The organism is Agromyces capsici (assembly GCF_058349965.1).
Map to the genome: position 1 here is coordinate 63,714 of NZ_JBYRET010000001.1, position 23,641 is coordinate 87,354.

At 72.0% G+C, this 23,641-nt stretch carries 25 protein-coding genes and 1 tRNA gene; 8 read left to right on the forward strand and 18 right to left on the reverse strand.

Annotated elements, in window-relative coordinates; genetic code table 11:
* Position 1: 1 nt before the first annotated feature.
* From AC3RKB_RS00350 to AC3RKB_RS00370, 5 genes are all read right to left on the reverse strand, one after another.
* On the reverse strand, positions 2-1,126 hold the full coding sequence (locus AC3RKB_RS00350; RefSeq protein ID WP_491434002.1) for an acetamidase/formamidase family protein: 1,125 nt from the start codon (positions 1,124-1,126) through the stop codon (positions 2-4).
* Positions 1,127-1,247: 121 nt separating this feature from the next.
* Positions 1,248-2,870 carry a chaperonin GroEL gene (groL, locus tag AC3RKB_RS00355; protein ID WP_491434003.1) on the reverse strand — a complete coding sequence of 541 codons (1,623 nt, stop codon included), beginning with the start codon at positions 2,868-2,870 and terminating at the stop codon, positions 1,248-1,250.
* A 183-nt stretch (positions 2,871-3,053) separates the two neighbouring features.
* On the reverse strand, positions 3,054-3,257 hold the full coding sequence (locus tag AC3RKB_RS00360) for a cold-shock protein (protein WP_376937399.1): 204 nt from the start codon (positions 3,255-3,257) through the stop codon (positions 3,054-3,056).
* Between the two features lie 208 nt (positions 3,258-3,465).
* Positions 3,466-4,011, reverse strand: coding sequence for a LytR C-terminal domain-containing protein (locus tag AC3RKB_RS00365; protein ID WP_491434004.1), 546 nt, complete (start codon positions 4,009-4,011; stop codon positions 3,466-3,468).
* A gap of 27 nt (positions 4,012-4,038) precedes the next feature.
* Entirely contained in the window at positions 4,039-4,296 is a 258-nt protein-coding gene (locus tag AC3RKB_RS00370) for a DUF3263 domain-containing protein (RefSeq protein WP_465543571.1), read from the reverse strand.
* Between the two features lie 240 nt (positions 4,297-4,536).
* Between AC3RKB_RS00370 and msrB the strand changes: the two genes are divergently transcribed.
* Positions 4,537-4,938 carry a peptide-methionine (R)-S-oxide reductase MsrB gene (gene msrB / locus AC3RKB_RS00375; RefSeq protein ID WP_491434005.1) on the forward strand — a complete coding sequence of 134 codons (402 nt, stop codon included), beginning with the start codon at positions 4,537-4,539 and terminating at the stop codon, positions 4,936-4,938.
* A gap of 2 nt (positions 4,939-4,940) precedes the next feature.
* A complete protein-coding gene (locus tag AC3RKB_RS00380) occupies positions 4,941-5,492 on the forward strand; it encodes a nitroreductase family protein (protein ID WP_491434006.1) in 552 nt (183 codons plus the stop codon).
* A gap of 25 nt (positions 5,493-5,517) precedes the next feature.
* On the opposite strand, the gene AC3RKB_RS00385 is transcribed toward AC3RKB_RS00380, so the two are convergent.
* Together AC3RKB_RS00385 and AC3RKB_RS00390 are read right to left on the reverse strand one after the other, a co-directional pair.
* Positions 5,518-5,590: transfer RNA gene (locus tag AC3RKB_RS00385), tRNA-Thr, on the reverse strand.
* Between the two features lie 98 nt (positions 5,591-5,688).
* Positions 5,689-6,618, reverse strand: a complete 930-nt coding sequence (locus AC3RKB_RS00390) for a DsbA family protein (RefSeq protein WP_491434007.1) — start codon at positions 6,616-6,618, stop codon at positions 5,689-5,691.
* Between the two features lie 277 nt (positions 6,619-6,895).
* Between AC3RKB_RS00390 and AC3RKB_RS00395 the strand changes: the two genes are divergently transcribed.
* Positions 6,896-7,996, forward strand: coding sequence for an ABC transporter ATP-binding protein (locus tag AC3RKB_RS00395; protein WP_491434008.1), 1,101 nt, complete (start codon positions 6,896-6,898; stop codon positions 7,994-7,996).
* Positions 7,997-8,073: 77 nt separating this feature from the next.
* Complete coding sequence (locus tag AC3RKB_RS00400) at positions 8,074-9,393, forward strand: DUF4032 domain-containing protein (protein ID WP_491434009.1); 1,320 nt, start codon at positions 8,074-8,076, stop codon at positions 9,391-9,393.
* A 266-nt stretch (positions 9,394-9,659) separates the two neighbouring features.
* Here AC3RKB_RS00400 and rlmB read toward each other — a convergent pair whose 3' ends face one another.
* The 4 genes from rlmB to AC3RKB_RS00420 form a co-directional block, all read right to left on the reverse strand.
* Positions 9,660-10,670, reverse strand: coding sequence for a 23S rRNA (guanosine(2251)-2'-O)-methyltransferase RlmB (rlmB, locus tag AC3RKB_RS00405; protein ID WP_491434010.1), 1,011 nt, complete (start codon positions 10,668-10,670; stop codon positions 9,660-9,662).
* Positions 10,667-12,091 carry a cysteine--tRNA ligase gene (gene cysS, locus AC3RKB_RS00410; RefSeq protein ID WP_491434011.1) on the reverse strand — a complete coding sequence of 475 codons (1,425 nt, stop codon included), beginning with the start codon at positions 12,089-12,091 and terminating at the stop codon, positions 10,667-10,669. Before cysS ends, rlmB begins: the two co-directional genes overlap by 4 nt.
* A gap of 321 nt (positions 12,092-12,412) precedes the next feature.
* The gene (gene ispD, locus AC3RKB_RS00415) at positions 12,413-13,687 is read right to left on the reverse strand and encodes a 2-C-methyl-D-erythritol 4-phosphate cytidylyltransferase (RefSeq protein ID WP_491436720.1); all 1,275 of its coding nucleotides are present in this window, start codon (positions 13,685-13,687) and stop codon (positions 12,413-12,415) included.
* Between the two features lie 76 nt (positions 13,688-13,763).
* Positions 13,764-14,246, reverse strand: coding sequence for a CarD family transcriptional regulator (locus tag AC3RKB_RS00420; protein WP_465543554.1), 483 nt, complete (start codon positions 14,244-14,246; stop codon positions 13,764-13,766).
* Between the two features lie 229 nt (positions 14,247-14,475).
* Between AC3RKB_RS00420 and AC3RKB_RS00425 the strand changes: the two genes are divergently transcribed.
* A complete protein-coding gene (locus AC3RKB_RS00425; protein WP_491434012.1) occupies positions 14,476-14,868 on the forward strand; it encodes a DNA modification methylase in 393 nt (130 codons plus the stop codon).
* 86 nt (positions 14,869-14,954) lie between these two features.
* Here AC3RKB_RS00425 and AC3RKB_RS00430 read toward each other — a convergent pair whose 3' ends face one another.
* Together AC3RKB_RS00430 and AC3RKB_RS00435 are read right to left on the reverse strand one after the other, a co-directional pair.
* Positions 14,955-15,635, reverse strand: a complete 681-nt coding sequence (locus AC3RKB_RS00430; protein WP_491434013.1) for a response regulator — start codon at positions 15,633-15,635, stop codon at positions 14,955-14,957.
* A complete protein-coding gene (locus tag AC3RKB_RS00435) occupies positions 15,632-16,885 on the reverse strand; it encodes a sensor histidine kinase (protein ID WP_491434014.1) in 1,254 nt (417 codons plus the stop codon). The genes AC3RKB_RS00430 and AC3RKB_RS00435 overlap by 4 nt, the downstream gene beginning before the upstream one ends.
* Before the next feature lie 186 nt (positions 16,886-17,071).
* Here AC3RKB_RS00435 and phoU point away from each other — a divergent pair, with 186 nt between their 5' ends.
* The gene (gene phoU / locus AC3RKB_RS00440) at positions 17,072-17,725 is read left to right on the forward strand and encodes a phosphate signaling complex protein PhoU (protein WP_491434015.1); all 654 of its coding nucleotides are present in this window, start codon (positions 17,072-17,074) and stop codon (positions 17,723-17,725) included.
* Positions 17,726-17,900: 175 nt separating this feature from the next.
* On the opposite strand, the gene AC3RKB_RS00445 is transcribed toward phoU, so the two are convergent.
* Positions 17,901-18,647, reverse strand: coding sequence for a phosphoglyceromutase (locus tag AC3RKB_RS00445; protein WP_491434016.1), 747 nt, complete (start codon positions 18,645-18,647; stop codon positions 17,901-17,903).
* A 74-nt stretch (positions 18,648-18,721) separates the two neighbouring features.
* On the opposite strand from AC3RKB_RS00445, the gene AC3RKB_RS00450 reads away from it, so the two are divergent.
* The gene (locus AC3RKB_RS00450; RefSeq protein WP_491434017.1) at positions 18,722-19,570 is read left to right on the forward strand and encodes a class I SAM-dependent methyltransferase; all 849 of its coding nucleotides are present in this window, start codon (positions 18,722-18,724) and stop codon (positions 19,568-19,570) included.
* On the opposite strand, the gene AC3RKB_RS00455 is transcribed toward AC3RKB_RS00450, so the two are convergent.
* The 4 genes from AC3RKB_RS00455 to AC3RKB_RS00470 all read right to left on the reverse strand — a co-directional run bounded on the left by AC3RKB_RS00455 (position 19,567) and on the right by AC3RKB_RS00470 (position 22,857).
* Complete coding sequence (locus AC3RKB_RS00455; protein WP_491434018.1) at positions 19,567-20,646, reverse strand: FUSC family protein; 1,080 nt, start codon at positions 20,644-20,646, stop codon at positions 19,567-19,569. The genes AC3RKB_RS00450 and AC3RKB_RS00455 overlap by 4 nt on opposite strands.
* Entirely contained in the window at positions 20,643-21,788 is a 1,146-nt protein-coding gene (gene ygfZ / locus AC3RKB_RS00460; protein ID WP_491434019.1) for a CAF17-like 4Fe-4S cluster assembly/insertion protein YgfZ, read from the reverse strand. Before ygfZ ends, AC3RKB_RS00455 begins: the two co-directional genes overlap by 4 nt.
* Complete coding sequence (locus tag AC3RKB_RS00465; RefSeq protein WP_491434020.1) at positions 21,788-22,396, reverse strand: nitrobindin family protein; 609 nt, start codon at positions 22,394-22,396, stop codon at positions 21,788-21,790. The genes ygfZ and AC3RKB_RS00465 overlap by 1 nt, the downstream gene beginning before the upstream one ends.
* Positions 22,397-22,536: 140 nt before the next feature.
* Complete coding sequence (locus AC3RKB_RS00470; protein WP_491434021.1) at positions 22,537-22,857, reverse strand: hypothetical protein; 321 nt, start codon at positions 22,855-22,857, stop codon at positions 22,537-22,539.
* 89 nt (positions 22,858-22,946) lie between these two features.
* Here AC3RKB_RS00470 and AC3RKB_RS00475 point away from each other — a divergent pair, with 89 nt between their 5' ends.
* Positions 22,947-23,636: a response regulator transcription factor gene (locus AC3RKB_RS00475; protein ID WP_491436721.1), complete on the forward strand. Its 690-nt coding sequence runs from the start codon at positions 22,947-22,949 to the stop codon at positions 23,634-23,636.
* Positions 23,637-23,641 lie beyond the last annotated feature (5 nt).

Here is a 23,641-nt window from a genome sequence, read left to right on the forward strand (position 1 = left end):
CTCATGCAGCCCCGGCCGCCCGCCCCGCCGGCCGGACCCGCCGGAAGTCGCTCGTCCGGATCCGCGCGTGCACGCCCTTGACCAGGTCGACCACCTGCGAGACGTCGAAGTCGGTCGCCGCGCTGAGGTACGCGTACGCGAGGTGCGGTGCCATCCCGTACCGGGCCCCGAGGAGCGCGATCGCGTTGCGCACGCAGTCCTGCACCGCGACGTCGAGGTCGGCGTCCATGCCGGTCGGCACGAGGTACTCGCTCGTCTCGGCGAGCGGGCCGGCGAGCGCGCCGAACTCGCGCACCGCCGTCTCGGCGGGCACGACCTCGAAGCGCAGCCGCACCCGCAGCGACGCCTCGAGCGCGGTGAGCGCCACCTCCCCGTCGCCCTGGGCGAAGTGCGGATCGCCGACGTAGGCGAGGGCGCCCTCCACCTGCACCGGCAGGTAGAGGCTCGCCCCGACGGTGAGGAGGTTGATGTCGATGTTGCCGCCGTGCGCGCCCGGCGGGACGGAGTGCGGCCGCTCGTCGGCGTCGACGGCGACGCCCATGACGCCGAGGAACGGCGCGATCGGGAAGCGCACGACGCGCTCGCCGCCCTCGGCGAGGGGCAGCGCGCCGAACCATCCGCCGCCCGCGTCCTGCTCGATCGGCGTGAACACGCTCACGCTGCCGGGCGCCTGCGGGAACTCGCCCGGCAGCGCACCCCGGCCGTGCCGGTTGGAGATCACGCCGTACGGCACGCGCGGGGCCGTCTCGAGCACGCTCAGGCGCAGCAGGTCGCCTGGTCGGGCGCCCCGAATGCGGATCGGCCCCGTGACCACGTGCGGGCCGTCGACCGAGGGGTCGCGCGGGTGGGCGGATGCCGCGAGCGCGACCGCCTCGTCGAGCACGTGTTCGCGCGGCACGCCGTGCCGGCCGAACCAGGCGGCGGGATCGCGACCCTGGTCCTCCAGGAGTCCCTCGTGGCTCACGGTGTCGATGACGACCTCGTCACCCGGGTCGACCTCAAGCACGGGCGCATCGCCGCGCGCGGGCAGCCGCCCCCAGAACAGCGTCTCGGGCTCGGCGGGAACGTAGGCGGCGCGGCCGTCGACCCCCGCCCCGCGCTGCAGCACCCCGTGGAACCCGCCCATCCGCACCGTCCTCGCATCGCCCGATCGCTCGTGTCCGAGAACAGTACCGGTCCGGGCACGACGAAGGGCGCCTCCCGGAGGAGACGCCCTTCGCGTTGCGGTTCGTACCGCGGCGGGACTCTTAGAAGTCCATGCCGCCGCCCATGTCGGCGGCCGCGGGTGCAGCGGCCTTCTCGGGCTTGTCGGCGACGACGGCCTCGGTGGTGAGGAACAGGCCCGCGATCGACGCGGCGTTCTGCAGCGCCGAGCGGGTGACCTTCGCCGGGTCGATGATGCCCTGCGCGAGCAGGTCGCCGTACTCGCCGGTCGCGGCGTTGAGGCCGTGGCCCGCGGGCAGCTCCGAGACCTTGTTGGCCACCACGCCCGGCTCGAGGCCGGCGTTGAGGGCGATCTGCTTGAGCGGCGCCTCGATGGCGACCTTGACGATGTTCGCACCGGTCGCCTCGTCGCCCGAGAGCTCGAGCTTGCCGAACGCGACCTTGCCGGCCTGGATCAGCGCGACGCCGCCACCGGCGACGATGCCCTCCTCGACGGCCGCCTTCGCGTTGCGGACGGCGTCCTCGATGCGGTGCTTGCGCTCCTTGAGCTCGACCTCGGTGGCCGCACCCGCCTTGATGACGGCGACGCCGCCGGCGAGCTTGGCGAGGCGCTCCTGGAGCTTCTCGCGGTCGTAGTCGGAGTCGGTGTTCTCGATCTCCGAACGGATCTGGGCGACGCGGCCCGCGATCTGGTCGGGGTCGCCCGCGCCCTCGACGATGGTGGTCTCGTCCTTGGTGATGACGACCTTGCGCGCCTGGCCGAGCAGGTCGAGGGTCGCGTTCTCGAGCTTGAGGCCGACTTCCTCGGAGATGACCTGGCCGCCGGTGAGGATCGCGATGTCCTGGAGCTGGGCCTTGCGGCGGTCGCCGAAGCCGGGAGCCTTGACGGCGACCGAGCGGAAGATGCCGCGGATCTTGTTCACGACGAGCGTGGCCAGGGCCTCGCCGTCGACATCCTCGGCGATGATCAGGAGCTGCTTGCCCGACTGGATCACCTTGTCGACGATCGGGAGCAGGTCCTTGATGTTCGAGATCTTCTGGTTGGCGATGAGGATGTACGGGTCCTCGAACACCGCCTCCTGGCGCTCCGGGTCGGTGACGAAGTACGCCGACAGGTAGCCCTTGTCGAAGCGCATGCCCTCGGTGAGCTCGAGCTCGGTGCCGAAGGTGTTCGACTCCTCGACGGTGACGACGCCCTCCTTGCCGACCTTGTCGATCGCCTCGGCGATGATCTCGCCGATCTGGGGGTCGGCAGCGGAGATCGATGCGGTCGCGGCGATCTCCTCCTTGGTCTCGATCTCCTTGGCAGCGAGCAGGAGCTCCTCCGAGACGGCCGCGACGGCCTTCTCGATGCCCTTCTTGAGGCTGATCGGGTCGGCGCCGGCGGCGACGTTGCGGAGGCCCTCGCGCACGAGCGCCTGGGCGAGCACGACCGACGTGGTCGTGCCGTCACCGGCGACGTCGTCGGTCTTCTTCGCGACCTCCTTGACGAGCTCGGCGCCGATCTTCTCGTACGGGTCGTCGAGCTCGATCTCCTTGGCGATCGACACGCCGTCGTTCGTGATGGTGGGCGCGCCCCACTTCTTCTCGAGCACGACGTTGCGGCCGCGCGGGCCGAGGGTCACCTTGACCGCGTCGGCGAGCGTGTTGAGGCCACGCTCGAGGCCGCGACGGGCCTCCTCATCGAAAGCAATGATCTTTGCCATGTGTGTCTCTCGTCCCTTCCCGGACGTCCAAGTACCTTGGGGTTAGCACTCGAAACGAGCGAGTGCTAAACCGATTCTGGCACTCACCCGCCACGAGTGCAAGCGAGCCGACGCCGGGCGGAAGGCGCCCGGACGAGCGGAAGCGCCGCCGGTCGGACCGGCGGCGCTTCCGTGAGACGGGGCTCAGGCCGGGCGCACGGCCTCGGCCTGGGGGCCCTTCGAGCCCGATCCGACCTCGAAGACCACCTGCTGGCCCTCTTCGAGCACCTTGTACCCGGCCATGTCGATCGCGGAGTAGTGGACGAAGACGTCCTGGCCCCCGCCGTCGACGGTGATGAATCCGTAACCCTTTTCAGCGTTGAACCACTTGACGGTTCCGTTCGCCATGCGTTGCTCCCATGTTGCCGTGAATCCGAGTCAGCACGTGCCTCTCGCCTGTACCGGGCCGTCGACGTGCTGACGTGGCGCCGGTACGGCGCCGGGTGCTTCACACGGGTTTCGAGCGACCGATTCCAGATACTCACAGGCCGCGCGCCGCGCACAAGAGGGTGCGCGTCACGAATGGTCGCAGAATGGCAACGATTCGGTCACCGGCTCAGCCGGCGGCCTGCTCGGCGTAGTCGGCGCCGAGGACGGCCACGAGCTGCATCCCCGCCTCGCCGAACTCCTCGGAGAGCCGCACGTCGGCGCCGGGCAGCAGCTGCGCGACGCCCCGGGCGGCGCCCTCGAGCTCGGGCGTCGCGTAGTAGACGACGGTCTCCTGGATGTCGTTCGCGTCGGCGTTCGACGCGACGCCCACCGGCACGCCGCCCGCTGCGAGCGTCTCGCTCGCCCGCGCCGCCAGCCCCGCGGTCGTCGTGCCGTTCAGCACGGCGACGGGGATGTCGGGGGCGATCGTCGGCTCGGCCGTGACCACCGGCTCCGGCGAGGCGGTCGGCATCGCGGTGTCGCCGAAGTCCAGCCGGTCGTTGAAGACGGCCACCGCCGCGATCCCCGCGACCGCGAGCACCACGGTGGCCAGCGCCGCCCAGCCGAACGCGATCCAGCGGTTGCGTCGCCGCGCGGGCGCTCGATGCGCGCCGACCCGCTCGATGCCGTGCGGGATCGAGTCGAATCGGTCGCGGGGGAACTTCTGCGCCATGGGTCCAGTCGTGGGGTCGGGGTCGGCTCAGCCGTGCGGATGGCCGTGGGGAATCGTACGACGTGCGCGGGCCTCCGCGCGCGCCTCGCGCTGCCGCTGCAGCCGCTTGACCAGCATCGGGTCGTGCCGGAGCGCGTCGGGCGAGTCCACGAGGGCGCCGAGTTGGCGGTAGTAGCGGGCCGCCGACATGCCCAGTTCGTCGCGGATGGCGTCGGCCTTGCGTGCCGCGTCGCGCCACGGCCGCGCCTCGAACGCGAGGATGTCGCGTTGGCGGTCGTCGAGCATGCCACCTCCGTTCGGGCTCGCGTTGGACGCCATCCTAGGGACCGGAGGCCGGGAAGCCGCCGCACGCCACACTCGCGCGCGATCACCGTCCCGGCCAGGGTCGCCGCCCTGCTCCGGTCGCCGGTCGCGGGACGCCGGTGGCGCCGGACGGGAACACCGCCGGCGAGCCACGTGTTGCACCGGGCGTCGCGGGATGCGCGACGATGGAGGAGTCCCCAACGTGCACGAGGAGCAGGCCGCATGACCTACCAGGTGAGCAAGTCCGACGACGAGTGGCGCGAGCAGCTCGGCGCCGACCAGTACGCCGTGCTGCGCGAGGCCGCGACCGAGCGCCCGTGGACGGGCGAGCTGCTCGACGAGGAGCGCGCCGGGATCTACGCCTGCGCCGCGTGCGGCGCCGAGCTCTTCAAGAGCGGCACCAAGTTCGACTCGGGCTGCGGATGGCCGAGCTTCTACGAGTCGGTCCGCCCCGAGGCCGTCGAGCTCATCGAGGACGCCTCGCTCGGGATGGTGCGCACCGAGGTGCGATGCGCGAACTGCGGCTCGCACCTCGGGCACGTGTTCCCCGACGGGTTCGGCACGCCCACGGGCGACCGCTACTGCATGAACTCGATCGCGCTCGACTTCACGCCCGAGTCCTGAGCGTGGCATCCGTTCGCGAGGCCGCCCTCGCCCGGCGGTCGTGGCCGAGGGTGACGGATGCCGCGCCCTCCGACGCCGAGCTCGGCGAGCTCCTCGAAGCGGCGGGGCGCGTGTCCGACCACGGCGCGCTCGTGCCGTGGCGCGTGATCGCGCTGCGCGGGGACGCCCGGAACCGTCTCGGCGACGCGCTCGTCGAGGCGGCCGGGGTCGAGGCCGACGCCGCGTCCAAGCTCGTGGGCAAGCCGCTGCGCGCCCCCCTGCTCGTGGCGCTCGTCGCGATCGTCCGACCGCATCCGAAGGTCGCCGACTGGGAGCAGGAGGCGTGCGCCGCCGGCGTCGGACACGTCCTGACGATGCTGCTCGACGAGGCCGGATGGGGCGTCATGTGGCGCACGGGCCCGCACACGCGGCATCCGGCGGTCGCTCGCATGCACGGCCTCGCCGACGACGAGCGGCTCATGGGCTGGCTCTACGTCGGCGGCAAGCCGGCGACCGGGCGGCCCGAGCGCCGACGCGCGCCCGTCGCCGAGGGGCGCCTCAGCACGATCGGCTGATCGCGCCCCCGCACGCGGGAAACGGAGCCGGCTACGGGACTCGAACCCGTAACCACCGCTTTACAAGAGCGGTGCGCTACCAATTGCGCCAAGCCGGCAGGTGATTCCCCCACATCCTACCGACGGGCTGCGGGGCGCCGCACGACGACCACGGCCCGGCGGTCGCCGGGCCGTCGTCGTCGCGGAACCGTGGTGCCTAGCCCGCCGCCGGCGTCGGGGTCGGGGTCGGGGTCGGGGTGCCGTTCGACTCGGAGTAGCTCTCGCCGGCCGCCTGCAGCACGAAGGCCTGGAACTCGGCCGTGTCCTCGAGCGAACCGACGTACTGCTTGCCGTTGACGAGGACCGTGGGCGTGCCCGTGATCGACTCGAGCTCGGAGTTCGGAATGGGGCCGGTCAGCGCCCGCTCCGTGGCATCCTGCACCCAGCCCTTGAAGCGGGTGTCGTCGATGCACTCGTCGACCGAGCCGGACGCGCCGGCCTGCGACGCGATCTCCTTGATCTCGTCGTTCGTCAGGCCCGTGGAGAGCTCCTCGGGCTGGTTCTCGAACATGAGCGCGTTGAAGTCGAAGAACGCCTCAGGCGAGGTCTCGGCCACGCACGCGGCGGCGTTCGCGGCACGCAGCGAGAACTGGGTGCCCGCGGACTTGTTGGTGAGGATCGCGATCGGGTGCACCTCGAGCGTGGCGGCACCGGACTCGACCATCGTGCGCATCGTCTCGTTGTTCGTGGTCTCGAACTGGCCGCAGTACGGGCAGAGGTAGTCGATGTAGGTGACGATGTTCGCGACCGTGCCGCTCTCGTCGGGCTCGGTCGGCGTCGGCTCGCCGCCCTCGGGGATCGCCGGCGTCTCGACGGCCTCGATGCCGTTCTCGCCGCCGACGAGCAGGATGCCGTCGCTGGCCATGTTGCGCGGTCCGGGACCCTCGGGCTGCGAGTTCTGCAGCACCAGCCCGACTACCAGCGCCGCGACCGCGAGGATCGCCACGACCACGCCGCCCTGGATCAGCAGCTTCCGACGTCGCTCGCTCTTGCGCTGCTCCTCGCGCAGGACGCGGGCCTTCTCGCGGGCCGCCTCGCGACGTTCGTTACGGGTGGGGCGTGGCTGGGTGGGTCCGCCAGTGCTCATCGATGGTCAACTCCGGGTCGCTGTGGGCGCGCGCCGAATGAGGGCACGCGCACCGCCGAGTGTAGGAGCGATCGCTGGGAATCGCCCAAACGGCGCCCCGACGCGGGCTGGACGCGGCATCCGGGCCCCCGGCGCCCTGGTGCGGCGCCCGTCGACGTCACGATTCTTCGAGCGCGTGGGTCGCATGGCATACTGAGGGAGCGTCGACATCGATGTCGGCGTTTCCATTCACTACGGATCGTCCGGCACGTACCTGCCGGTGAAGGAGAACAGAACCATGGCGTCAGTCACGTTCGACAAGGCCACCCGCCTCTACCCCGGTGGCACCCGTCCCGCGGTCGACCAGCTCGACCTCGAGATCGCAGACGGGGAGTTCCTCGTCCTGGTCGGCCCCTCGGGCTGCGGCAAGTCCACCTCGCTCCGCATGCTGGCGGGCCTCGAAGAGGTCAACGAGGGCAACATCTTCATCGGCGACCGCAACGTCACCGATGTGCCGCCGAAGGACCGCGACATCGCGATGGTCTTCCAGAACTACGCGCTGTACCCGCACATGACCGTCGCCGAGAACATGGGCTTCGCGCTCAAGATCGCCGGCGTCGGCAAGGACGAGCGGGCCGCGCGCGTGCTCGAGGCCGCGAAGCTGCTCGACCTCGAGCCCTACCTCAACCGCAAGCCGAAGGCGCTCTCGGGCGGCCAGCGCCAGCGCGTCGCCATGGGCCGCGCGATCGTGCGCCAGCCGCAGGTGTTCCTCATGGACGAGCCGCTGTCGAACCTCGACGCCAAGCTCCGCGTCCAGACCCGCACCCAGATCGCCTCGCTGCAGCGCCGCCTCGGCGTCACCACGGTCTACGTCACGCACGACCAGACCGAGGCGCTCACCATGGGCGACCGCATCGCCGTGCTCAAGGACGGCGTCCTCCAGCAGGTCGGCACCCCGCGCGAGCTGTACGAGCGGCCGAACAACGTCTTCGTCGCGGGCTTCATCGGCTCGCCGGCGATGAACCTGTTCCACGCCGACGTGGTCGACGGCGGCATCAAGTTCGGCTCCGCGACCGTCGCGGTCGAGCGCGAGGCGCTCGCCTCGGCGTCGAGCGGCATCGTCACGGTCGGCGTCCGCCCCGAGGACATCCAGGTGTCCAGCACCCAGGGCGAGGGCCTCGAGGTGGTCGTCGACCTGGTCGAGGAGCTCGGCGCCGACGGCTACCTGTACGGCCACTCGACCATCGAGGGCAAGCGCACCGACATCGTCGCGCGCGTCGACGGCCGCGTGCACCCGTTCGCGGGCGACACGGTCTACCTGCTCCCGACGCCGAAGCACGTCCACGTGTTCGACGCCGAGTCGGGTGCCCGCCTGCTCGAGGCGCCGGTCGTCAGCTGACGCACGCATCGATCGATCGCGATGCCGGTCGGGCTTCGGCCCGGCCGGCATCGTCGTTCCCGGGTACGCTGGGCGTGATGAGCGGCACACTCTCGATCACGTCGGCGATGACCGATCCCGCACTGCTCGACCTCCCCTGGCACCTGCCACTCGAGGCCTGGCCCAGCGAGAACATCGCGGCGCTCCCGAAGGGCATCTCGCGGCACCTCGTGCGCTTCGCGCACCTCAGCGGCCACGTCGTGGCGATCAAGGAGACCACGGCCGAGATGGCCAAGGGCGAGTACGAGATGCTCCGTACGCTGCAGCGGCTCGAGATCCCGTGCGTCGAGCCGGTCGCCGTCATCACCAACCGGACCGACGCCGATGGAGCCGAGCTCGCCCCGGTCCTCGTCACCCGGCACCTGCGCTTCTCGCTCCCCTACCGGGCGCTGTTCTCCCAGACGCTGCGCCCCGACACTGCGACGCGACTCGTCGACGCGCTCGCCGTGCTCCTCGTGCGCCTGCACATCATCGGCTTCTTCTGGGGCGACGTGTCGCTCTCGAATACGCTGTTCCGTCGCGACGCGGGCGCGTTCGCCGCGTACCTCGTCGACGCCGAGACGGGCAAGCTCTACGAGGGCGGGCTGTCGAACGGGCAGCGCGAGAACGACCTCGAGATCGCGCGCGTGAACATCGCGGGAGAGCTGCTCGACCTCGAGGCCGGCGGCCGCGTGGCCGACGAGCTCGATCCCGTCCGCATCTCGGACGGCATCGTCGACGCGTACCGCAACCTCTGGAAGGAGCTGACGGGCAGCGAGTCGTTCGGCGTCGCCGAACGCTGGCGCATCAACGAGCGGGTCAACCGGCTCAACGAGCTCGGCTTCGACATCGAGGAGCTCGCGATCCGGACCGACGAGAGCGGCACCACCCTGCGGATCCAGCCGAAGGTCGTCGACGCCGGGCACCACCAGCGCCGACTGCTGCGCCTCACCGGGCTCGACGCCGGCGAGAACCAGGCGCGACGGCTGCTCAACGACCTCGACTCCTACCGCGCGGCGTACAACAAGCAGAACCAGGACGAGGAGATGGTCGCGCACGAGTGGCTCGTGCGCGTGTTCGAGCCGGTCCTGCGCGCCGTGCCGCAGGAGCTGCGCGGCAAGCTCGAGCCCGCCGAGGTGTTCCACGAGCTGCTCGAGCACCGCTGGTACATGGCACAGCAGGAGGGCCGCGACATCCCGCTCGCCGAAGCCCTCACGGCCTACATCAACGGCGTGCTGCGCCACCGTCGCGACGAGGCGACCGTCATCGGCCCGCCGACCGAGGCGATCACCACCGCGCTTCCCTCGATCGCGCCCGACACCGCTGCGATCGCGGTGCACGACCCCGACGACGAGGGCGACTGGCGCCTCAAGGTCTAGGCGCGCGCCCGGCGGCGCCGTGCCGCACCGCGCGCGGTGCGCGTCCGCCGAGTGTTCCCGTTCGGCGCGAGTGTTGCCGCTCCAACGGCATCTCTCGGCGCGAACGGCAACACTCGGCGCGAACGGAAACTGCGGGCCGGGTCAGCGGGATACGGGCGCGCCCACGGGCGCCGCGAGTGTTCCCGTTCGGCGCGAGTGTTGCCGCTCCAACGGCATCTCTCGGCGCGAACGGCAACACTCGGCGCGATGGGAGACGGCAGGGCGGGTCAGCGGGCGGCGCGCAGCTTCGCGATCTCGTAGAGGGTGACGGACGCCGCGATGCCCGCGTTCAGCGACTCGGTCGCCGCGGAGATCGGGATCGACACGACCGCGTCGCAGGTCTCGGTGACCAGGCGCGAGAGTCCCTTGCCCTCGGAGCCGACGACGATGACGATCGGGCGGTCGGCGAAGTCGAGCCCGGGCAGCGAGACGTCGCCGCCGCCGTCGAGGCCGAGCACGAACACGCCGCGGTCCTTCAGCGACTTGAGCGTCTGCGTGAGGTTCGGCGCCATCGCGACGGGCACGCGGGCGGCCGCGCCGGCCGACGTCTTCCACGCTGCGGCGGTCACGCCGACCGAGCGGCGCTGCGGCACGATCACGCCCTGCCCGCCGAACGCGGCGGTCGAGCGGATGATGGCGCCGAGGTTGCGCGGGTCGGTGATGCCGTCGAGCGCGACGAACAGCGGCGTCTCGTCGTCGGCGAGCACCTCGTCGAGCAGGTCGATCGGGTGCGCGTACTCGTACGGCGGCACCTTGAGCGCGAGGCCCTGGTGCACGCCGCCCTCGCCCGCGAGCCGGTCGAGCTCGGGCCGCATGACCTCGAGGATCGGGATGCCGCGGTTGGTGGCGACCTTGATGGCCTCCTTGACGCGGTCGTCCATCTCGATGCGCGCCGCGACGTACAGGGTCGTGGCCGGGATGCGGGTGCGAAGCGCCTCGACGACGGCGTTGCGGCCGGTCACGATCTCGGACTCGTCGCCCGACTTCGACCGGCGCGCGGCGCCCGATGCGCCACGAGGCGCACCGGCGCGTGCAGGCGCCCGCCCGCCGGACTTCGCCGCGGCACGCTCGGCGGCCGCCTTCTTCTTGTACGCCTGGTGGTACGGCCGGTCCTCGGCCTTGGGCGTGGGGCCCTTGCCCTCGAGCGCCTTGCGGCTGTGGCCGCCCGTGCCCACCTTCTGGCCCTTGCCCTTCTTGCGCACGGCTCCGGCGCGAGGCTTTCCGCTGCTGCCCTTCATGAGGTGAGGCTCCAATGCGTTCCGGTCTGGCTGTCTTCGATGGTGATGCCGGCGTCCGCGAGCTCGGCGCGGATGCGGTCGGCGGCGGCCCAGTCCTTGGCCTCGCGTGCGGCGCGGCGGTCGGCGATGAGGCGGGCGACGAGGGCGTCGAGGGCGGATGCCGCGGGGCCCGCGTCGGTCGTCCAGTGCGGGTCGGTCGGGTCGATGCCGAGCACGCGCACCATGGCGAGCACCTGCCCGCGCAGGTCGGCCGCCGCGCCCAGGTCTTCGCCGTCGAGCGCCAGGTTGCCGGCGCTGACGGTCTCGTGCAGCACCGCGAGCGCCTGCGGCACGCCGAGGTCGTCGTCCATCGCCTCGGCGAAGGCGTCGGGCCACGTGCCATCCGCCCCCGCCTCGGCGTACCGCGTGCCCGCGAGCCGCCGCTCGACGCGGGTGAGGAAGGTGCGGAGGCGCTCGACGGCGGCTTCGGCTTCGGCGAGCGAATCGGGCGAGTAGTCGAGCGTCGACCGGTAGTGCGCCTTGCCGAGGAGGTAGCGGACGGCGAGCGGCGAGGCGAGCGCGGTGAGCTCGGACGCGTAGACCGAGTTGCCGAGCGACTTCGACATCTTCTGCCCGCCGACGTTCACGAGCCCGTTGTGCACCCAGTAGCGCGCGAAGGGCTGCCCCGCCGCGGTCGACTGGGCGAGCTCGTTCTCGTGGTGCGGGAAGCGCAGGTCGAGCCCGCCGCCGTGCAGGTCGAACTCGGTGCCGAGGTAGCGCGCGGCCATCGCGGAGCACTCGATGTGCCATCCGGGTCGCCCGGGACCCCACGGCGACTCCCAGCCGGCCGAGGCGGGCTCGGTCGGCTTGTGCCCCTTCCAGAGCGCGAAGTCGCGTGGGTCGCGCTTGCCGCGCGGATCGGAGTCGGCCGCGGCCTCCATGTTCTCGCGCGCCTGGCGGGTGAGCTCGCCGTAGGCCGGCCAGCTGCCGGTGTCGAAGTAGACGTCGCCCGATCCGTCGGGCGCGGGGTAGGCGTGCCCGAGCTCGATGAGCCGCTCGATGATCCGCTGCATCTGCGTGACGCTCGCCGTCGCACGCGGTTCGTACGTGGGCGGCTGGATGCCGAGCGCGTTGTACGCGGCCGTGAACTCGAGCTCGTACCGGTAGGCGAGCGACCACCACTGCTCGCCGATGCCCTCCTCGGCGGCGGCGTTCAGGATCTTGTCGTCGATGTCGGTGACGTTGCGCACGAACGTGACCCGGTAGCCGCGCGCGGCGAACCAGCGGCGCATCAGGTCGTACACGAGCGCGCTCCGCAGGTGCCCGATGTGCGGGGCCGACTGGACGGTGGGACCGCACACGTACATGCCGACCTCGCCCTCGACGAGGGGCACGAAGTCGCGAAGCGCCTGGTCCTTCGAGTCGTAGAGTCGCACGGTCACCCCGCAAGCCTACCGGCGGGCCGGCCGCTGGGCCGATGATGACGGATGTCGCGCCTCAGCGCTTCCGCGGATCGCCGCTGCGCCCCCACGTTCTCGGGTGCCTCCGACCGCGAAGCATCCTCACGCCGATCCAGGCGAAGGCCATGGCGAATGCCCCGTGCACCAGGGCGGCCAGCCAGAGGGGCGCCTCCCCGTACCGCATGAACGGGACGACCGCGGCGAGATCGCCCTCGACTTCGATCACCGATGCGATCACGACGAAGAGTTGCAGCGCCGCGAGCGAGAAGGGACCGGCTGCGAGAAGGAGATCGACTCTCCGACTCATGCCGAGACTTCGGACGCGAACACCGTCGCCGTCGCGATCGCGGCGACGCCCTCGCCGCGACCGGTGAAGCCGAGCCCGTCGGTCGTCGTCGCGGCCACGCTCACGGGCGCGCCGACGACGCGCGAGAGCAGCGCCTCGGCCTCGGCGCGGCGCGGCGCGAGCTTCGGCCGGTTGCCGACGACCTGCACCGAGACGTTCCCGACGCGGAATCCGGCCTCGGCCAGCCGCCGCACGGTCTCGGCGAGGAACACCTCGCCGTGCGCGCCCGCGAGCCTCGGGTCGTCGGTACCGAACATGCCGCCGATGTCGCCGAGGCCTGCCGCGGCGAGCAGCGCGTCGCAGATCGCGTGGGCGGCGGCGTCGCCGTCGCTGTGCCCGGAGAGGCCGCGCTCCCCCGGCCAGTGCAGTCCGGCCAGCCAGAGCGGCGTGTCGAGGTCGTCGGCGAAGGCGTGCACGTCGATGCCGGTCCCGACGCGCGGGCCGACGACGGCTGCCGCGTGCGGCAGGCGCTCGAGCGCGGGGCGCGTCGCGCCATTCGCTCGCCCGCGCTCGGCCACGAGCTGCTCGGCCCGGTGCAGGTCGGCGGGCACGGTGATCTTGAACGCGCGAGCGTCGCCGGGCACCACGTCGACGGGGACGCCGGTCGCGGCGATCAGTGCGGCGTCGTCGGTGTGCTCGCCCTGCGCGCGCGAGTAGGCGTGCTCGAGCGGCTCGCGCGGGAAGCCCTGCGGCGTCTGCATCGCGGCGAGCTCGGACCGGTCGACGGTCTCGAGCACGCGCCCGTGCGCGTCGACGCGCTTGATGGTGTCGACGACCTCGAGCCCGGGCACGATGCCGTGCCCCCGCGCGCGCACCGCCGCGGCGACCTCGTCGAACAGCGCCGACGGCGTCAGCGGCCGGGCGGCGTCGTGCACGAGCACGGTCTCGACGACGTGGGGCAGCACCGCGAGCCCGTTCGCGACGGACTGCTGGCGGGTGAGGCCGCCGGCGACGGCGTCGAAGGGGGCGGATGCCGCGGCGGCGCGCCCGGCGTACCGGTCGCGCACCTCGTCGACGCGATCGTCGGGGACGACGACCACGAGGTGCGGCGCCTCGCGCATGCCGAGCACGGCATCGAGTGCGACGCCGAGGATCGTGTCGCCGCCGAGCGGCACGAACGCCTTCGGCTCGGAGTGGCCGAGGCGGGTGCCGCTGCCGGCGGCGACGACGATGACGGCGACGGTGGAGTCGTTCACTCCTCCACCGTAGTCGTCGCGCCGGCACGGACGCAGGGCCGGTCGACCCGCCGGAGACGACGATCGCCGCCGTGCGCCTCAGCGCCGGCGGCGATCGTCGATGGCGCTCGGCCTAGGAGGCGAGCACCTCGTCGAGCACGGTCGAGGCCTGCTCCTCGTCGGTCTTCTCTGCAAGGGCGAGCTCGGAGATCAGGATCTGGCGTGCCTTCGCGAGCATGCGCTTCTCGCCGGCCGAGAGGCCGCGGTCCTGGTCGCGACGCCAGAGGTCGCGGACGACCTCGGAGACCTTGATCACGTCGCCGGAGGCGAGCTTCTCGAGGTTCGCCTTGTAGCGGCGCGACCAGTTGGTCGGCTCCTCGGTGAACGGCGCGCGCAGCACCTCGAAGACCTTGTCGAGGCCCTCCTTGCCGATGACGTCGCGCACGCCGACGAGGTCGACGTTCTCAGCGGGAACCTCGATGACGAGGTCGCCCTGCGTGACGTTCAGCTTGAGGTACAGCTTCTCTTCGCCCTTGATGACGCGTTTCTTGACTTCAACGATCGTTGCGGCTCCGTGGTGCGGATAAACGACGGTCTCGCCAACCTCAAAAAGCATGAATCGGTGTCCTTTCGGCAACTTTCAGGATATCACACCGAGTTCCTGCTAGTGTTCCGCCTCCGCGCCCGGGAGGGGCCTCCGCCGTAGGCTACACTCGACCCGAACCGATGCGCGCGGGCTCCATGCGCCTGCGCGCACGCACGTCATTGGAGGTCCTGTGAAGGCGCGTCTCGCGGCATCCGCTGCTCTGGCTCTCGGCATCGCCATCGGTGGAAGCGGGTGCGCCATGATCACCTACCAGGCGACGACGGAGAAGTACGACCCGAGCGACGGCGTCTCGGCCGACCTGGGCGCGCTCGACCTGCGCAACATCCTCGTCGTGAGCGAGGACGGCGAGGAGGGCAACCTCGTCGCGTCGATCACGAACACCGGCGACGAAGACGCGACCCTCCAGATCGAGGTCGTCGACAGCGGCGACACGTTCGAGGTCGACGTCGACGCCGGTGAGACCGTCTCGCTGGGCGCCGCCGACGAGGAGCCGCTGCTCATCGAGGACCTCGGTGCCGAGGTCGGCGGGCTCGTCGCGATGTACTTCCAGCACGGCGCCGAAGAGGGCCTCGAGATCCAGGTCCCCGTGCTCGACGGGCGTCTCCCCGAGTACGAGGACCTCGTCCCGTAACGTCCCGGCGGGTCGGTCCCGCCGGTCCGATCACCAGGGCGGATGCCGCGGCGCGAGCCGCGACATCCGCTCTCGTCGTCTCGGCCCTACGCCTCGAAGCGGTAGCCGAGCCCGCGCACGGTGACGAGCTGCACCGGCTCGGAGGGCGTGACCTCGATCTTCGAGCGGATGCGCTTGATGTGCACGTCGAGCGTCTTGGTGTCGCCGAAGTAGTCGCTGCCCCACACGCGATCGATGAGCTGCCCGCGGGTGAGTACGCGGCCGGCGTTGCGCATGAGCAGCTCGAGCAGCTCGAATTCCTTCAGCGGCATGGCCACGGGCGCGCCGTCGACCTCGACCGTGTGCCGGTCCACGTCCATGCGGACGCGGCCGCCCGCGATGATGCCCTCGGCGACGTCGTCGGGCTCGATGCGCCGGCGCAGCACGGCGCGGATGCGGGCGAGCAGCTCGCGCGTCGAGTACGGCTTGGTGACGTAGTCGTCGGCGCCGAGCTCGAGCCCCACCACGATGTCGACCTCGGAGTCCTTCGCGGTCAGCATGATGATCGGCACCGAGGAGCGCTGGCGGATCTCGCGGCACACCTCGGTTCCGGGAAGGCCGGGCAGCATGAGGTCGAGCAGCACGAGGTCGGCGCCGTCGCGGTCGAACGCGGCGACGGCCGAGGGGCCGTCGTCGGCGACCTCGACCTCGTAGCCCTCCCGCTCGAGCAGGAAGCTCAGGGGGTCGCTGAGGGCGATCTCGTCCTCGACGAGCAGGATGCGGGTCACTCGGTGTCTCCTCGGGCGGGTGCCGACGGCAGTGCGGCGGCGATTCGGGCGGGGGTCTCGGGGCGCACGGGCGCGGGCGCGGCCGGCACGGAGGCGGCCTCGACGTCGGACTTGGGCGGGGCGACCGGGCGCTCGGCCAGCGGCAGCCGGATCGTGAACGTGGATCCGCGGCCCGGTCGCGACCACACGCGCACGTCGCCCCCGTGGTTCTGCACGGTGTGCTTGACGATGCTGAGGCCGAGCCCCGAACCGCCGGTGTTGCGCGAGCGCGCCTGGTCGACGCGGTAGAACCGCTCGAACACGCGATCGAGGTCCTCGGCCGCGATGCCGATGCCCTGGTCGGCGACCGAGATCTCGACCGCGTCGCCGTCGACGAGCACGCCCACGCCGACGCGACTGCCCTCGCTCGAGTAGGCGATCGCGTTGGCGACCAGGTTGTGCACCGCGACGACGAGCAGGGCCCGGTCGCCGTACACCTCCGCGCCCGACTTCGCGCGCACCGCCACCTCGACGCCCTTGGCGGCGGCCACCACGCGGTTCTGGTCGACGGCGGCCGCGACGATGCGGTCGATGTCGAGCAGCTCGTCGCGGCGCAGCGCGTCGCGCGCCTGCAGCCTCGAGAGCTCGATGACCTCGCCGGTGATGTGCGCGAGGCGGTTCGACTCGACCGAGAGCCGGTCGGCGAAGCGGCGCACCTGCTCGGGCTCGTCGGCGGCGTGGTCGAGCGCCTCGGCCAGCAGGCTGACCGACGCGATCGGCGTCTTCAGCTCGTGGCTGATGTTGGCGATGAAGTCGCGACGCACCTCGTCGAGGCGGTGCGCCTCGGTTCGGTCGTCGGCGAGCAGCAGGACGAACCGGGTGCCGAGTCGGGCGACGCGCACCGCGAGGCGCATGGTCGCGTCGCTGTACGGTCCACGGGCGAGCTCGAGCTCGGTCGCGATCGGCTCGCCGGTCCGACGAACGGAGGCCACGAGGTCGACGAGGTCGGAATGGACGAGCATCTGGTTGCGCACGAGCCCCATCGCGAGGGCGCCCGGGGAGGCCCGGAGCACGTTGTTCGACGGGTCGAGGACGACGCCAGCCGATTCGAGAACGTCGAGCACCTGGTCGACCCCGTCGGGGATCGTGGGGGCGACCACGCGCGCTGCGCTCTGGCCGCGACGCTCGGCCATGTGCAGCACGATCGTGAATCCGGCTCCGAGCAGGATGCCGAAGGTCAGCGCGGCCAGCACCGACCAGGTGGAGTCCATGGCACCACCATAACCACCGGCCGAGGCCCGATCGGCCGCGATGTCGCCCCAGGACGATAGGTTGGGGAGTGTTCAGCAACACGGCACCTTCCGTTCACCTTCGACGGCGAGGATGTCGCGAGCCGGTTCGTGCCGGATGATCCCGCGTGCCCGGCGCGGGGTGTGAGACCGAAGGGGTCGAAATACATGCGTGAGGTGTTCCAGCAGGAACTGCGCGAGGTGCAGGACGGGCTCGTCGAGATCGCGTCGCTCGTCGCGGAGGCGATCGAGAAGGCGACCCGCGCCTTCAACGAGTCCAACGTGAGCCTCGCCGAGGAGGTCATCGCCGACGACCACCTGATCGACCAGCGTGCCCAGGCGCTCGACGAGCTCGCCATCACGATCCTCGCGCGGCAGCAGCCGGTGGCACGCGACCTCCGCATCGTCGTGAGCGCGCTGCGCGTCTCGGCGTCGCTGGAGCGCATGGGCGACATGGCCACGCACATCGCGCAGCTGGCCCGCTACCGCTTCCCCGACAAGGTCGTGCCCAAGTCGCTCCGCCCCACGTTCGGCGAGATGGGCGCACTCGACGTCGAGATCGCGCGCAAGCTCGTCGAGCTGCTCCGCAGCGAGGACGTCAAGCTCGCCGAGGAGATCCGCAACGAGGACGACAAGGTCGACGCGCTGCACCTCTCGGTGTTCGACAAGGTGCTGGGCGAGACCTGGAAGGGCGAGGCCGTCGACACGGTCGACGCGACCCTTGCGAGCCGCTACCACGAGCGCTTCGCCGACCACGCGGTGTCGATCGCGAAGAAGGTCCAGTACCTCGCGACCGGCGACTGGGTGCCCGAGACCGTCTGAGGTCTCCGCGGGGCGCCGCCGATCGTGAGGGTTGAGGAGGGCGCCCCGCGCGCGCGGTTCGTGAGGGTTGAGGAGGGCGCCCGCGCCCGTCTCGAAACCCGGCCGACGCCGACATGACGAAGGGCCGAGCGGATGCGACATCCGCTCGGCCCTTCGTTCGCGTACGGCGTGCGCGCTACTTCTTGCCCTGCGCCGCGACCGCGGCCGCACCGGCCGCCGCCGCCTCGGGGTCGAGGTACTCGCCCGGCTTGGTCGGCATGAAGTCGTCGCCGAGCTCGTAGACGAGCGGGATGCCCGTCGGGATGTTCAGCTCGGCGATGTCGGCGTCGGAGATGCCGTCGAGGTGCTTCACGAGCGCACGCAGCGAGTTGCCGTGCGCGGTGACGAGCACGGTCTTGCCCGTCGCGAGGTCGGGGATGATGTCGGTCTCCCAGTACGGCAGCATGCGCGCGATGACGTCCTTCAGGCACTCGGTGCGCGGCATCTCGGCGTCGGAGAGGTTCGCGTAGCGCGGGTCGCCGACCTGCGACCACTCGCTGGCGTCGTCGATGGGCGGCGGCGGCACGTCGAACGAGCGGCGCCAGAGCATGAACTGCTCCTGGCCGTACTTCTCGAGCGTCTCGGCCTTGTCGAGGCCCTGCAGCGCGCCGTAGTGGCGCTCGTTGAGCCGCCACGAGCGGCGCACGTCGATCCACGAGCGGTCGGCCGCCTCGAGGGCGATCTCGGCCGTCTGGATCGCGCGCGTGAGCACCGAGGTGTGCAGCACGTCGGGCAGCACGTCCTTCTCGACGAGCAGCTCGCCGGCGCGCTTCGCCTCGGCGCGGCCGAGCTCGCTGAGTCGCACGTCGACCCAGCCGGTGAACAGGTTCTTCTGGTTCCAGTCGCTCTGGCCGTGGCGCAGCAGCACGAGGGTGTAGACCATGCGCACCAGCCTAGCGGCGCGGCATCCGCCCGCTCGTCGGGGTGATCGTCACGTGACGCTGCCAGACTGGGGGCATGCCCGTCGGATCGATCACGCGCGGCACGACGAACACGAACCGCCTGCGCCGCGTCGACCGCTGGATCGCCGACCAAGCCGAGTTCCGGTCGGCGGCCGACCCGCTCGTCGTCGACCTCGGCTACGGCGCGAGCGGCGTCACGGCGTTCGAGCTGGCCGACCGGCTGCGACGCACGCGGCACGACGTCCGCGTGCTCGGGCTCGAGATCGACCCGGCGCGCGTGCGCGGCGCCGAGGCGCAGCTCGCGGACGTGCGCGCCGGGCGCACGCCGTTCGACGCCGACCTTCCGGTCGCGTTCGCGCTCGGCGGCTTCGAGGTGCCCGTGCCGGGCGGCGGCTCCCCCGCGGTGATCCGCGCGTTCAACGTGCTGCGCCAGTACGACGAGGCCGAGGTGGCGGCCGCCTGGTCGCGCATGACCGCGCGCCTCGCGCCCGGCGGGCTGCTCGTCGAGGGCACCTGCGACGAGCTCGGCCGCATCGCCTCGTGGGTGGGTCTGACGGATGGCGCGCCGCGGACGTTCACGATCAGCCTTCGCCTGCGCGACCTCGACGCCCCGTCGGTCGTGGCCGAGCGACTGCCGAAGGCGCTCATCCACCGGAACGTGCCCGGCGAGCGCGTGCACGAACTGCTCCTCGCGCTCGACCGCGCCTGGCGGTTGCACGCACCGCTGTCGGTGTACGGGCCGTCGCAGCGGTGGATCTCGGTCGCGCGCACCCTGCGCGACGAGGGCTGGCCGCTGCGCGGTGGCATGCGGCGGTGGCGGCTCGGCGAGCTCACGGTCGACTGGTCGGCGGTCGCGCCGGGATCGCCGCCGGGCGTCGACGCGCCGGGCTCGTCGCGAGGCTAGTCACCGGGCAGCAGCGCTCGCGCGTCGTCGAGCTCGACCCCCGTCGCCGTCAGCAGGTCGACGAGGTAGGGCCGGAGCGCGCCGAGGGTCCGGCGGTCGCCGGGCGGACCGTCGGGCAGGATCGTCGCGGGCTCGAGGTGGCGGGCGATCTCGGTGAACCCCTGCCGGGCGACAGGCTGCTGGGCGACGTCGCGCAGCGACTCCTCGAGCACCTGCACGGCGGCGGCGGTGCGCGCCAGGACGTCGGCGATCTCGGGTCGGGGCCGCCCGTCGCGGAGGATCCACTCGATGCGCCGCGCCACGATCCGCAGGTTGCGCGTCGCGAGGTCGAGTCCCGCGAGCATCGTCCGCTGGCGCTCCAGGTCGAAGCGCGCGCGGCGCACGAGCGGCGAGACCCGCGCGATCGCGAGACCCGAGTCGACGCTCGCGGTCCACGCCTCGACCGCGGGCTGCGTGGACCGCGCCCGGGACAGCGCGCGCCCCGCGGCATCCGCTCGCCCCGATTGCAACGCCTCGGCCAGTTCCCCGAGCACCGCGACGTGCTCGGCGAGGAGCCGGCGTCCGTCGCGCAGCGCGGTGCGGCGCGGGTCGCGCGGGATCACGGCCGTGGCGAGGAGCGCGAACGCCCCGCCGACGAGCCCGTCGAGCGTGCGCACGAACGGGCCACCCTCGGGCGCGGGCACGAGCATCACGAGCGAGCACTGCACGGCGGCGGCGATCGCGAACGCCGCATTCGGCGAGAGGAACCGGGCGACCGCGAGCGTGAGCGCGAGCGCGACCGCGTACTGGGCCAGGCCGGCGCCCACGGTGAGCAGCAGGACCTCCGCGAGCGCGATGCCGAGCGTCATCGCGATGGCGGTCTCGAGCACCCGCACCGGGCGGGCGTCGCGGACGAAGCCGAGCGCGGTGATCGCGACGAGCGCCGAGATGAGCGGCTGCTCGTGGCCGAGCACGTACCGCGAGAACGCGTACGCCGCCACCGCGGTGACCGTGATCTGCAGGATGGCGGGAAGCGAGTCCCGCACCCGGGTGACGCCCGCGGCGACCCGCGTCGGCGACCCGGGCGCCGTCGTCACGGACGGACGCCGAGCCTCGGCAGCCGCGGCACCTCGACCGCCGCCCCCGCGTCGGCGGGGACGATCTCGACCTGCGCGGCCGCCACGTCGATGCCGTGGCTCTCGACGATGAGCTCGAGCTCGGGCGGCACGGCGCGCTTGACGACCGCGAGCGCGATCGGTCCGAGCTCGTGGTGCATGGCCGCGCTGGTCACATGGCCGACGACGCGGCGCTCGGGCGCCTCGCCGGCCGCGGGCTCGGGCCGGACCTTCAGGCCGACGACGTCGTCACCCGGCTTCGGCAGCACCGTGTCGCTGCCGTCGAGGTGCAGCATCACGAGGCGGCGCGGGGGGCGGCCGAGGTTGACGACCTTCGCGACGGTCTCCTGCCCGCGGTAGCAGCCCTTGTGCAGGTCGACCGCGCTGCGGAGCCAGTCGAGCTCGTGCGGCAGGGTCTTCTCGTCGACCTCGGTCGCGAACCGCGGTCGCCAGGCGGCGATCCGGAGCGCCTCGAGCGCGAGCGATCCGGCGGCCTCCGCGGCGCCGGAACGGACGCCGGCGACGAGGCCGGCCAGTGACTCGCGCGGCACGACGACCTCGACGTATCGCCACATCGCACCCGGATGGTTCGGGTCGGCGGAGTACCGGTGCCCGTTCGGCAGGTCGAGCCGCCAGGGGTCGCTCCATCGGATGGCGCCGCCCGGCAGTTCGAGCGGGAAGCCGTCGCCGTCGGGCATCGCCGCGACCACGGCGTGGTCGGCGGTCACGTCGGCGACCTCGACGCGGAGCATGAAGCGCATGCGGTCGAGCCACGATGCCAGCGCCGGAGCCTCGGCACCCTCGACGACGAGCCAGGTGCGCTCGCCGTCATCGACGACGTGCACCGAGTGCTCGACGTGACCGGACGCGTCGAGGAAGAGCGCCTCCGCGCTCTCGCCCGGCGCGAGCCCGTCGAGTCGCTGGCTGGCCATGGAGTTCAGCCACGTGAGCCGGTCGGGCCCCGTGACGGTCACGATGCCGCGGTGGGAGAGGTCGACCACGGCGCGGCCCTGCTCGAGCCGGCGCTGCTCGACCATCGGGTTGCCGTAGTGCGCGGCGACCCCCTCGTCGAGCCCGTCGGCGGGGACGGCGCCCGGCAGTGCGAGAAACGGCGAGCCGGTCATCAGTCGACCTTCGCGAGCCGGGCGGAGGCGTGCGTGCGCAGGTCCTGGCCGAGGGCGGCGATGTCCCACGCCCAGAGCAGGTGGTTCTCGACGAGCCCGTAGAGCCTGGTCGCTGCGGCGTACTCCTTGGCACCGGCGGCCCGCATGACGGCGTCGCTCACGAGGTCGATGCGCGGGCCCTTCACCTGTCCGAGGTACAGCTCGCTGACGCCGCCCGGATGCACGATCCCGACCTCGAGGTCGAACCCGCCGGCCTCGTTGCGCAGCGTCTCGACGGACTCGGCGTCGGGGAACCGGGTGGTGCCGACGGCCGGGAGCAGCCCTGGTCCCGGGTCGCCCGCGCCGAGCGGACGTGCGAGGCGCCAGTACCCCGTCTCGGCCGCGAGCGGCGAGGGCTCGTCGCCGTCGTCGGCCGGGAACAGCCACGTGTACGAGGTGTAGTTCAGGTACGGCAGCCCGTCATGGCTGAAGCTCACGCGCTGACCGAACTCGTGCGTGATCGAGTCGTCGCCGACCTTGTAGTCGATCACCCCGGATCCCTCCCAGACCCCGATGAGCCAGGAGAGCGGAACGAGCTCCGCGGGGAGGTCGACCGGAAGTTCGATCACGGTCTAGCGCTGCCCCTTGAAGAGCTTGTAGACGACGACGCCGCTGATGTAGGCGATCGCGAGGCTCGCAAGACCGAGCAGGCCGATGAAGAACAGTTCGAGCGCGAGCAGCGAGGACATGCAGCGAGTCTACCCGCTGCTCAGGCGACGACCGGCAGCAGCGCGAGCGCTCCGATCGCGACCGCGACGGCCGCTCCCGAGATCGACGCGCTCACCCGGCCGACGAACCCGTGCGGGCGTCGCGACGCGAGCTGCAGGGCGAGTGCCGCGAGCACGGATGCCCCGAACACCATGCCGAGTGCGGCGAGCGCGGCGTACGGGCCCGAGTCGCCGAACCAGTCCTGGCGGCCCGCGTAGGCGGCGGCCACGACGAGGACCGAGCCGACCGCGGCGATCAGCCAGACCGCGGGAATCGCCCAGCGCCCGAAGCCTGTCGCGCGTCCCTCCGCATCCGCCTGCATCCGCCGTTCCCCCAGTTCGCCGCCACGCGCCGTAGCATGCCGTTCATCGTCCCGTAGTATTGACCGCACCTTACTACTGGAGGGTGCTCGTGGCGCAGCTGCTGATCCTGACGCCGGCAGCCAACGATGACGTTCTCCCGGCCCTGTCTCTCCTGACGCATCGCGTGCGCGTGATCCCCGCGTCACCCGACCAGCTCGTGCGCGCGCCCGAGGCCGACCTCGTCTTCCTCGACGCGCGCACCAACCTCGCCGGGGCCAAGGCGCTCGCGCAGATCCTCCGCACCACGGGGCTCTCGGTGCCGCTGCTGCTCGTCGTCACCGAGGGCGGCCTCACCGCGGTCACGCCCGACTGGGGCATCGACGACGTCGTGCTCGAGCACGCCGGCCCCGCCGAGATCGACGCGCGCATCCGGCTCGCGATCGGACGGGCGCAGGCCACGCAGCCCGCCGAGCGCATCCAGACCTCCGGCGTCGTCATCGATGAAGCCAGCTACTCGGCGAAGGTCCACGGCCGCACGCTCGACCTCACCTACAAGGAGTTCGAGCTCCTGCGCTTCCTCGCCGCGCACCCCTCCCGCGTGTTCACGCGGGAGCAGCTGCTCAGCGAGGTGTGGGGCTACGACTACTTCGGCGGCACGCGCACGGTCGACGTGCACGTCCGGCGCCTGCGCGCCAAGCTCGGCGACCTCGACAGCCTCATCGGCACCGTGCGCAACGTCGGCTACCGCTTCAACGTCCACGAGGAGGACGACCGCGACGCGAACGTCACCGCCCGGTGACATCC

Bases quoted from the DNA above. Each gene is read 5' to 3' on its own strand.
- AC3RKB_RS00365 (WP_491434004.1), bottom strand. From the start codon at position 4,011: ATGGCGCAGAAGTTCCCCCGCGACCGATTCGACTCGATCCCGCACGGC.
- msrB (WP_491434005.1), top strand. From the start codon at position 4,537: ATGACCTACCAGGTGAGCAAGTCCGACGACGAGTGGCGCGAGCAGCTC.
- AC3RKB_RS00390 (WP_491434007.1), bottom strand. From the start codon at position 6,618: ATGAGCACTGGCGGACCCACCCAGCCACGCCCCACCCGTAACGAACGT.
- AC3RKB_RS00435 (WP_491434014.1), bottom strand. From the start codon at position 16,885: ATGGACTCCACCTGGTCGGTGCTGGCCGCGCTGACCTTCGGCATCCTG.
- AC3RKB_RS00400 (WP_491434009.1), top strand. From the start codon at position 8,074: ATGAGCGGCACACTCTCGATCACGTCGGCGATGACCGATCCCGCACTG.
- AC3RKB_RS00445 (WP_491434016.1), bottom strand. From the start codon at position 18,647: ATGGTCTACACCCTCGTGCTGCTGCGCCACGGCCAGAGCGACTGGAAC.
- AC3RKB_RS00350 (WP_491434002.1), bottom strand. From the start codon at position 1,126: ATGGGCGGGTTCCACGGGGTGCTGCAGCGCGGGGCGGGGGTCGACGGC.
- AC3RKB_RS00470 (WP_491434021.1), bottom strand. From the start codon at position 22,857: ATGCAGGCGGATGCGGAGGGACGCGCGACAGGCTTCGGGCGCTGGGCG.
- ygfZ (WP_491434019.1), bottom strand. From the start codon at position 21,788: ATGACCGGCTCGCCGTTTCTCGCACTGCCGGGCGCCGTCCCCGCCGAC.
- AC3RKB_RS00425 (WP_491434012.1), top strand. From the start codon at position 14,476: ATGATCACCTACCAGGCGACGACGGAGAAGTACGACCCGAGCGACGGC.
- AC3RKB_RS00395 (WP_491434008.1), top strand. From the start codon at position 6,896: ATGGCGTCAGTCACGTTCGACAAGGCCACCCGCCTCTACCCCGGTGGC.
- phoU (WP_491434015.1), top strand. From the start codon at position 17,072: ATGCGTGAGGTGTTCCAGCAGGAACTGCGCGAGGTGCAGGACGGGCTC.
- AC3RKB_RS00370 (WP_465543571.1), bottom strand. From the start codon at position 4,296: ATGCTCGACGACCGCCAACGCGACATCCTCGCGTTCGAGGCGCGGCCG.
- AC3RKB_RS00420 (WP_465543554.1), bottom strand. From the start codon at position 14,246: ATGCTTTTTGAGGTTGGCGAGACCGTCGTTTATCCGCACCACGGAGCC.
- groL (WP_491434003.1), bottom strand. From the start codon at position 2,870: ATGGCAAAGATCATTGCTTTCGATGAGGAGGCCCGTCGCGGCCTCGAG.
- AC3RKB_RS00360 (WP_376937399.1), bottom strand. From the start codon at position 3,257: ATGGCGAACGGAACCGTCAAGTGGTTCAACGCTGAAAAGGGTTACGGA.
- rlmB (WP_491434010.1), bottom strand. From the start codon at position 10,670: ATGAAGGGCAGCAGCGGAAAGCCTCGCGCCGGAGCCGTGCGCAAGAAG.
- AC3RKB_RS00450 (WP_491434017.1), top strand. From the start codon at position 18,722: ATGCCCGTCGGATCGATCACGCGCGGCACGACGAACACGAACCGCCTG.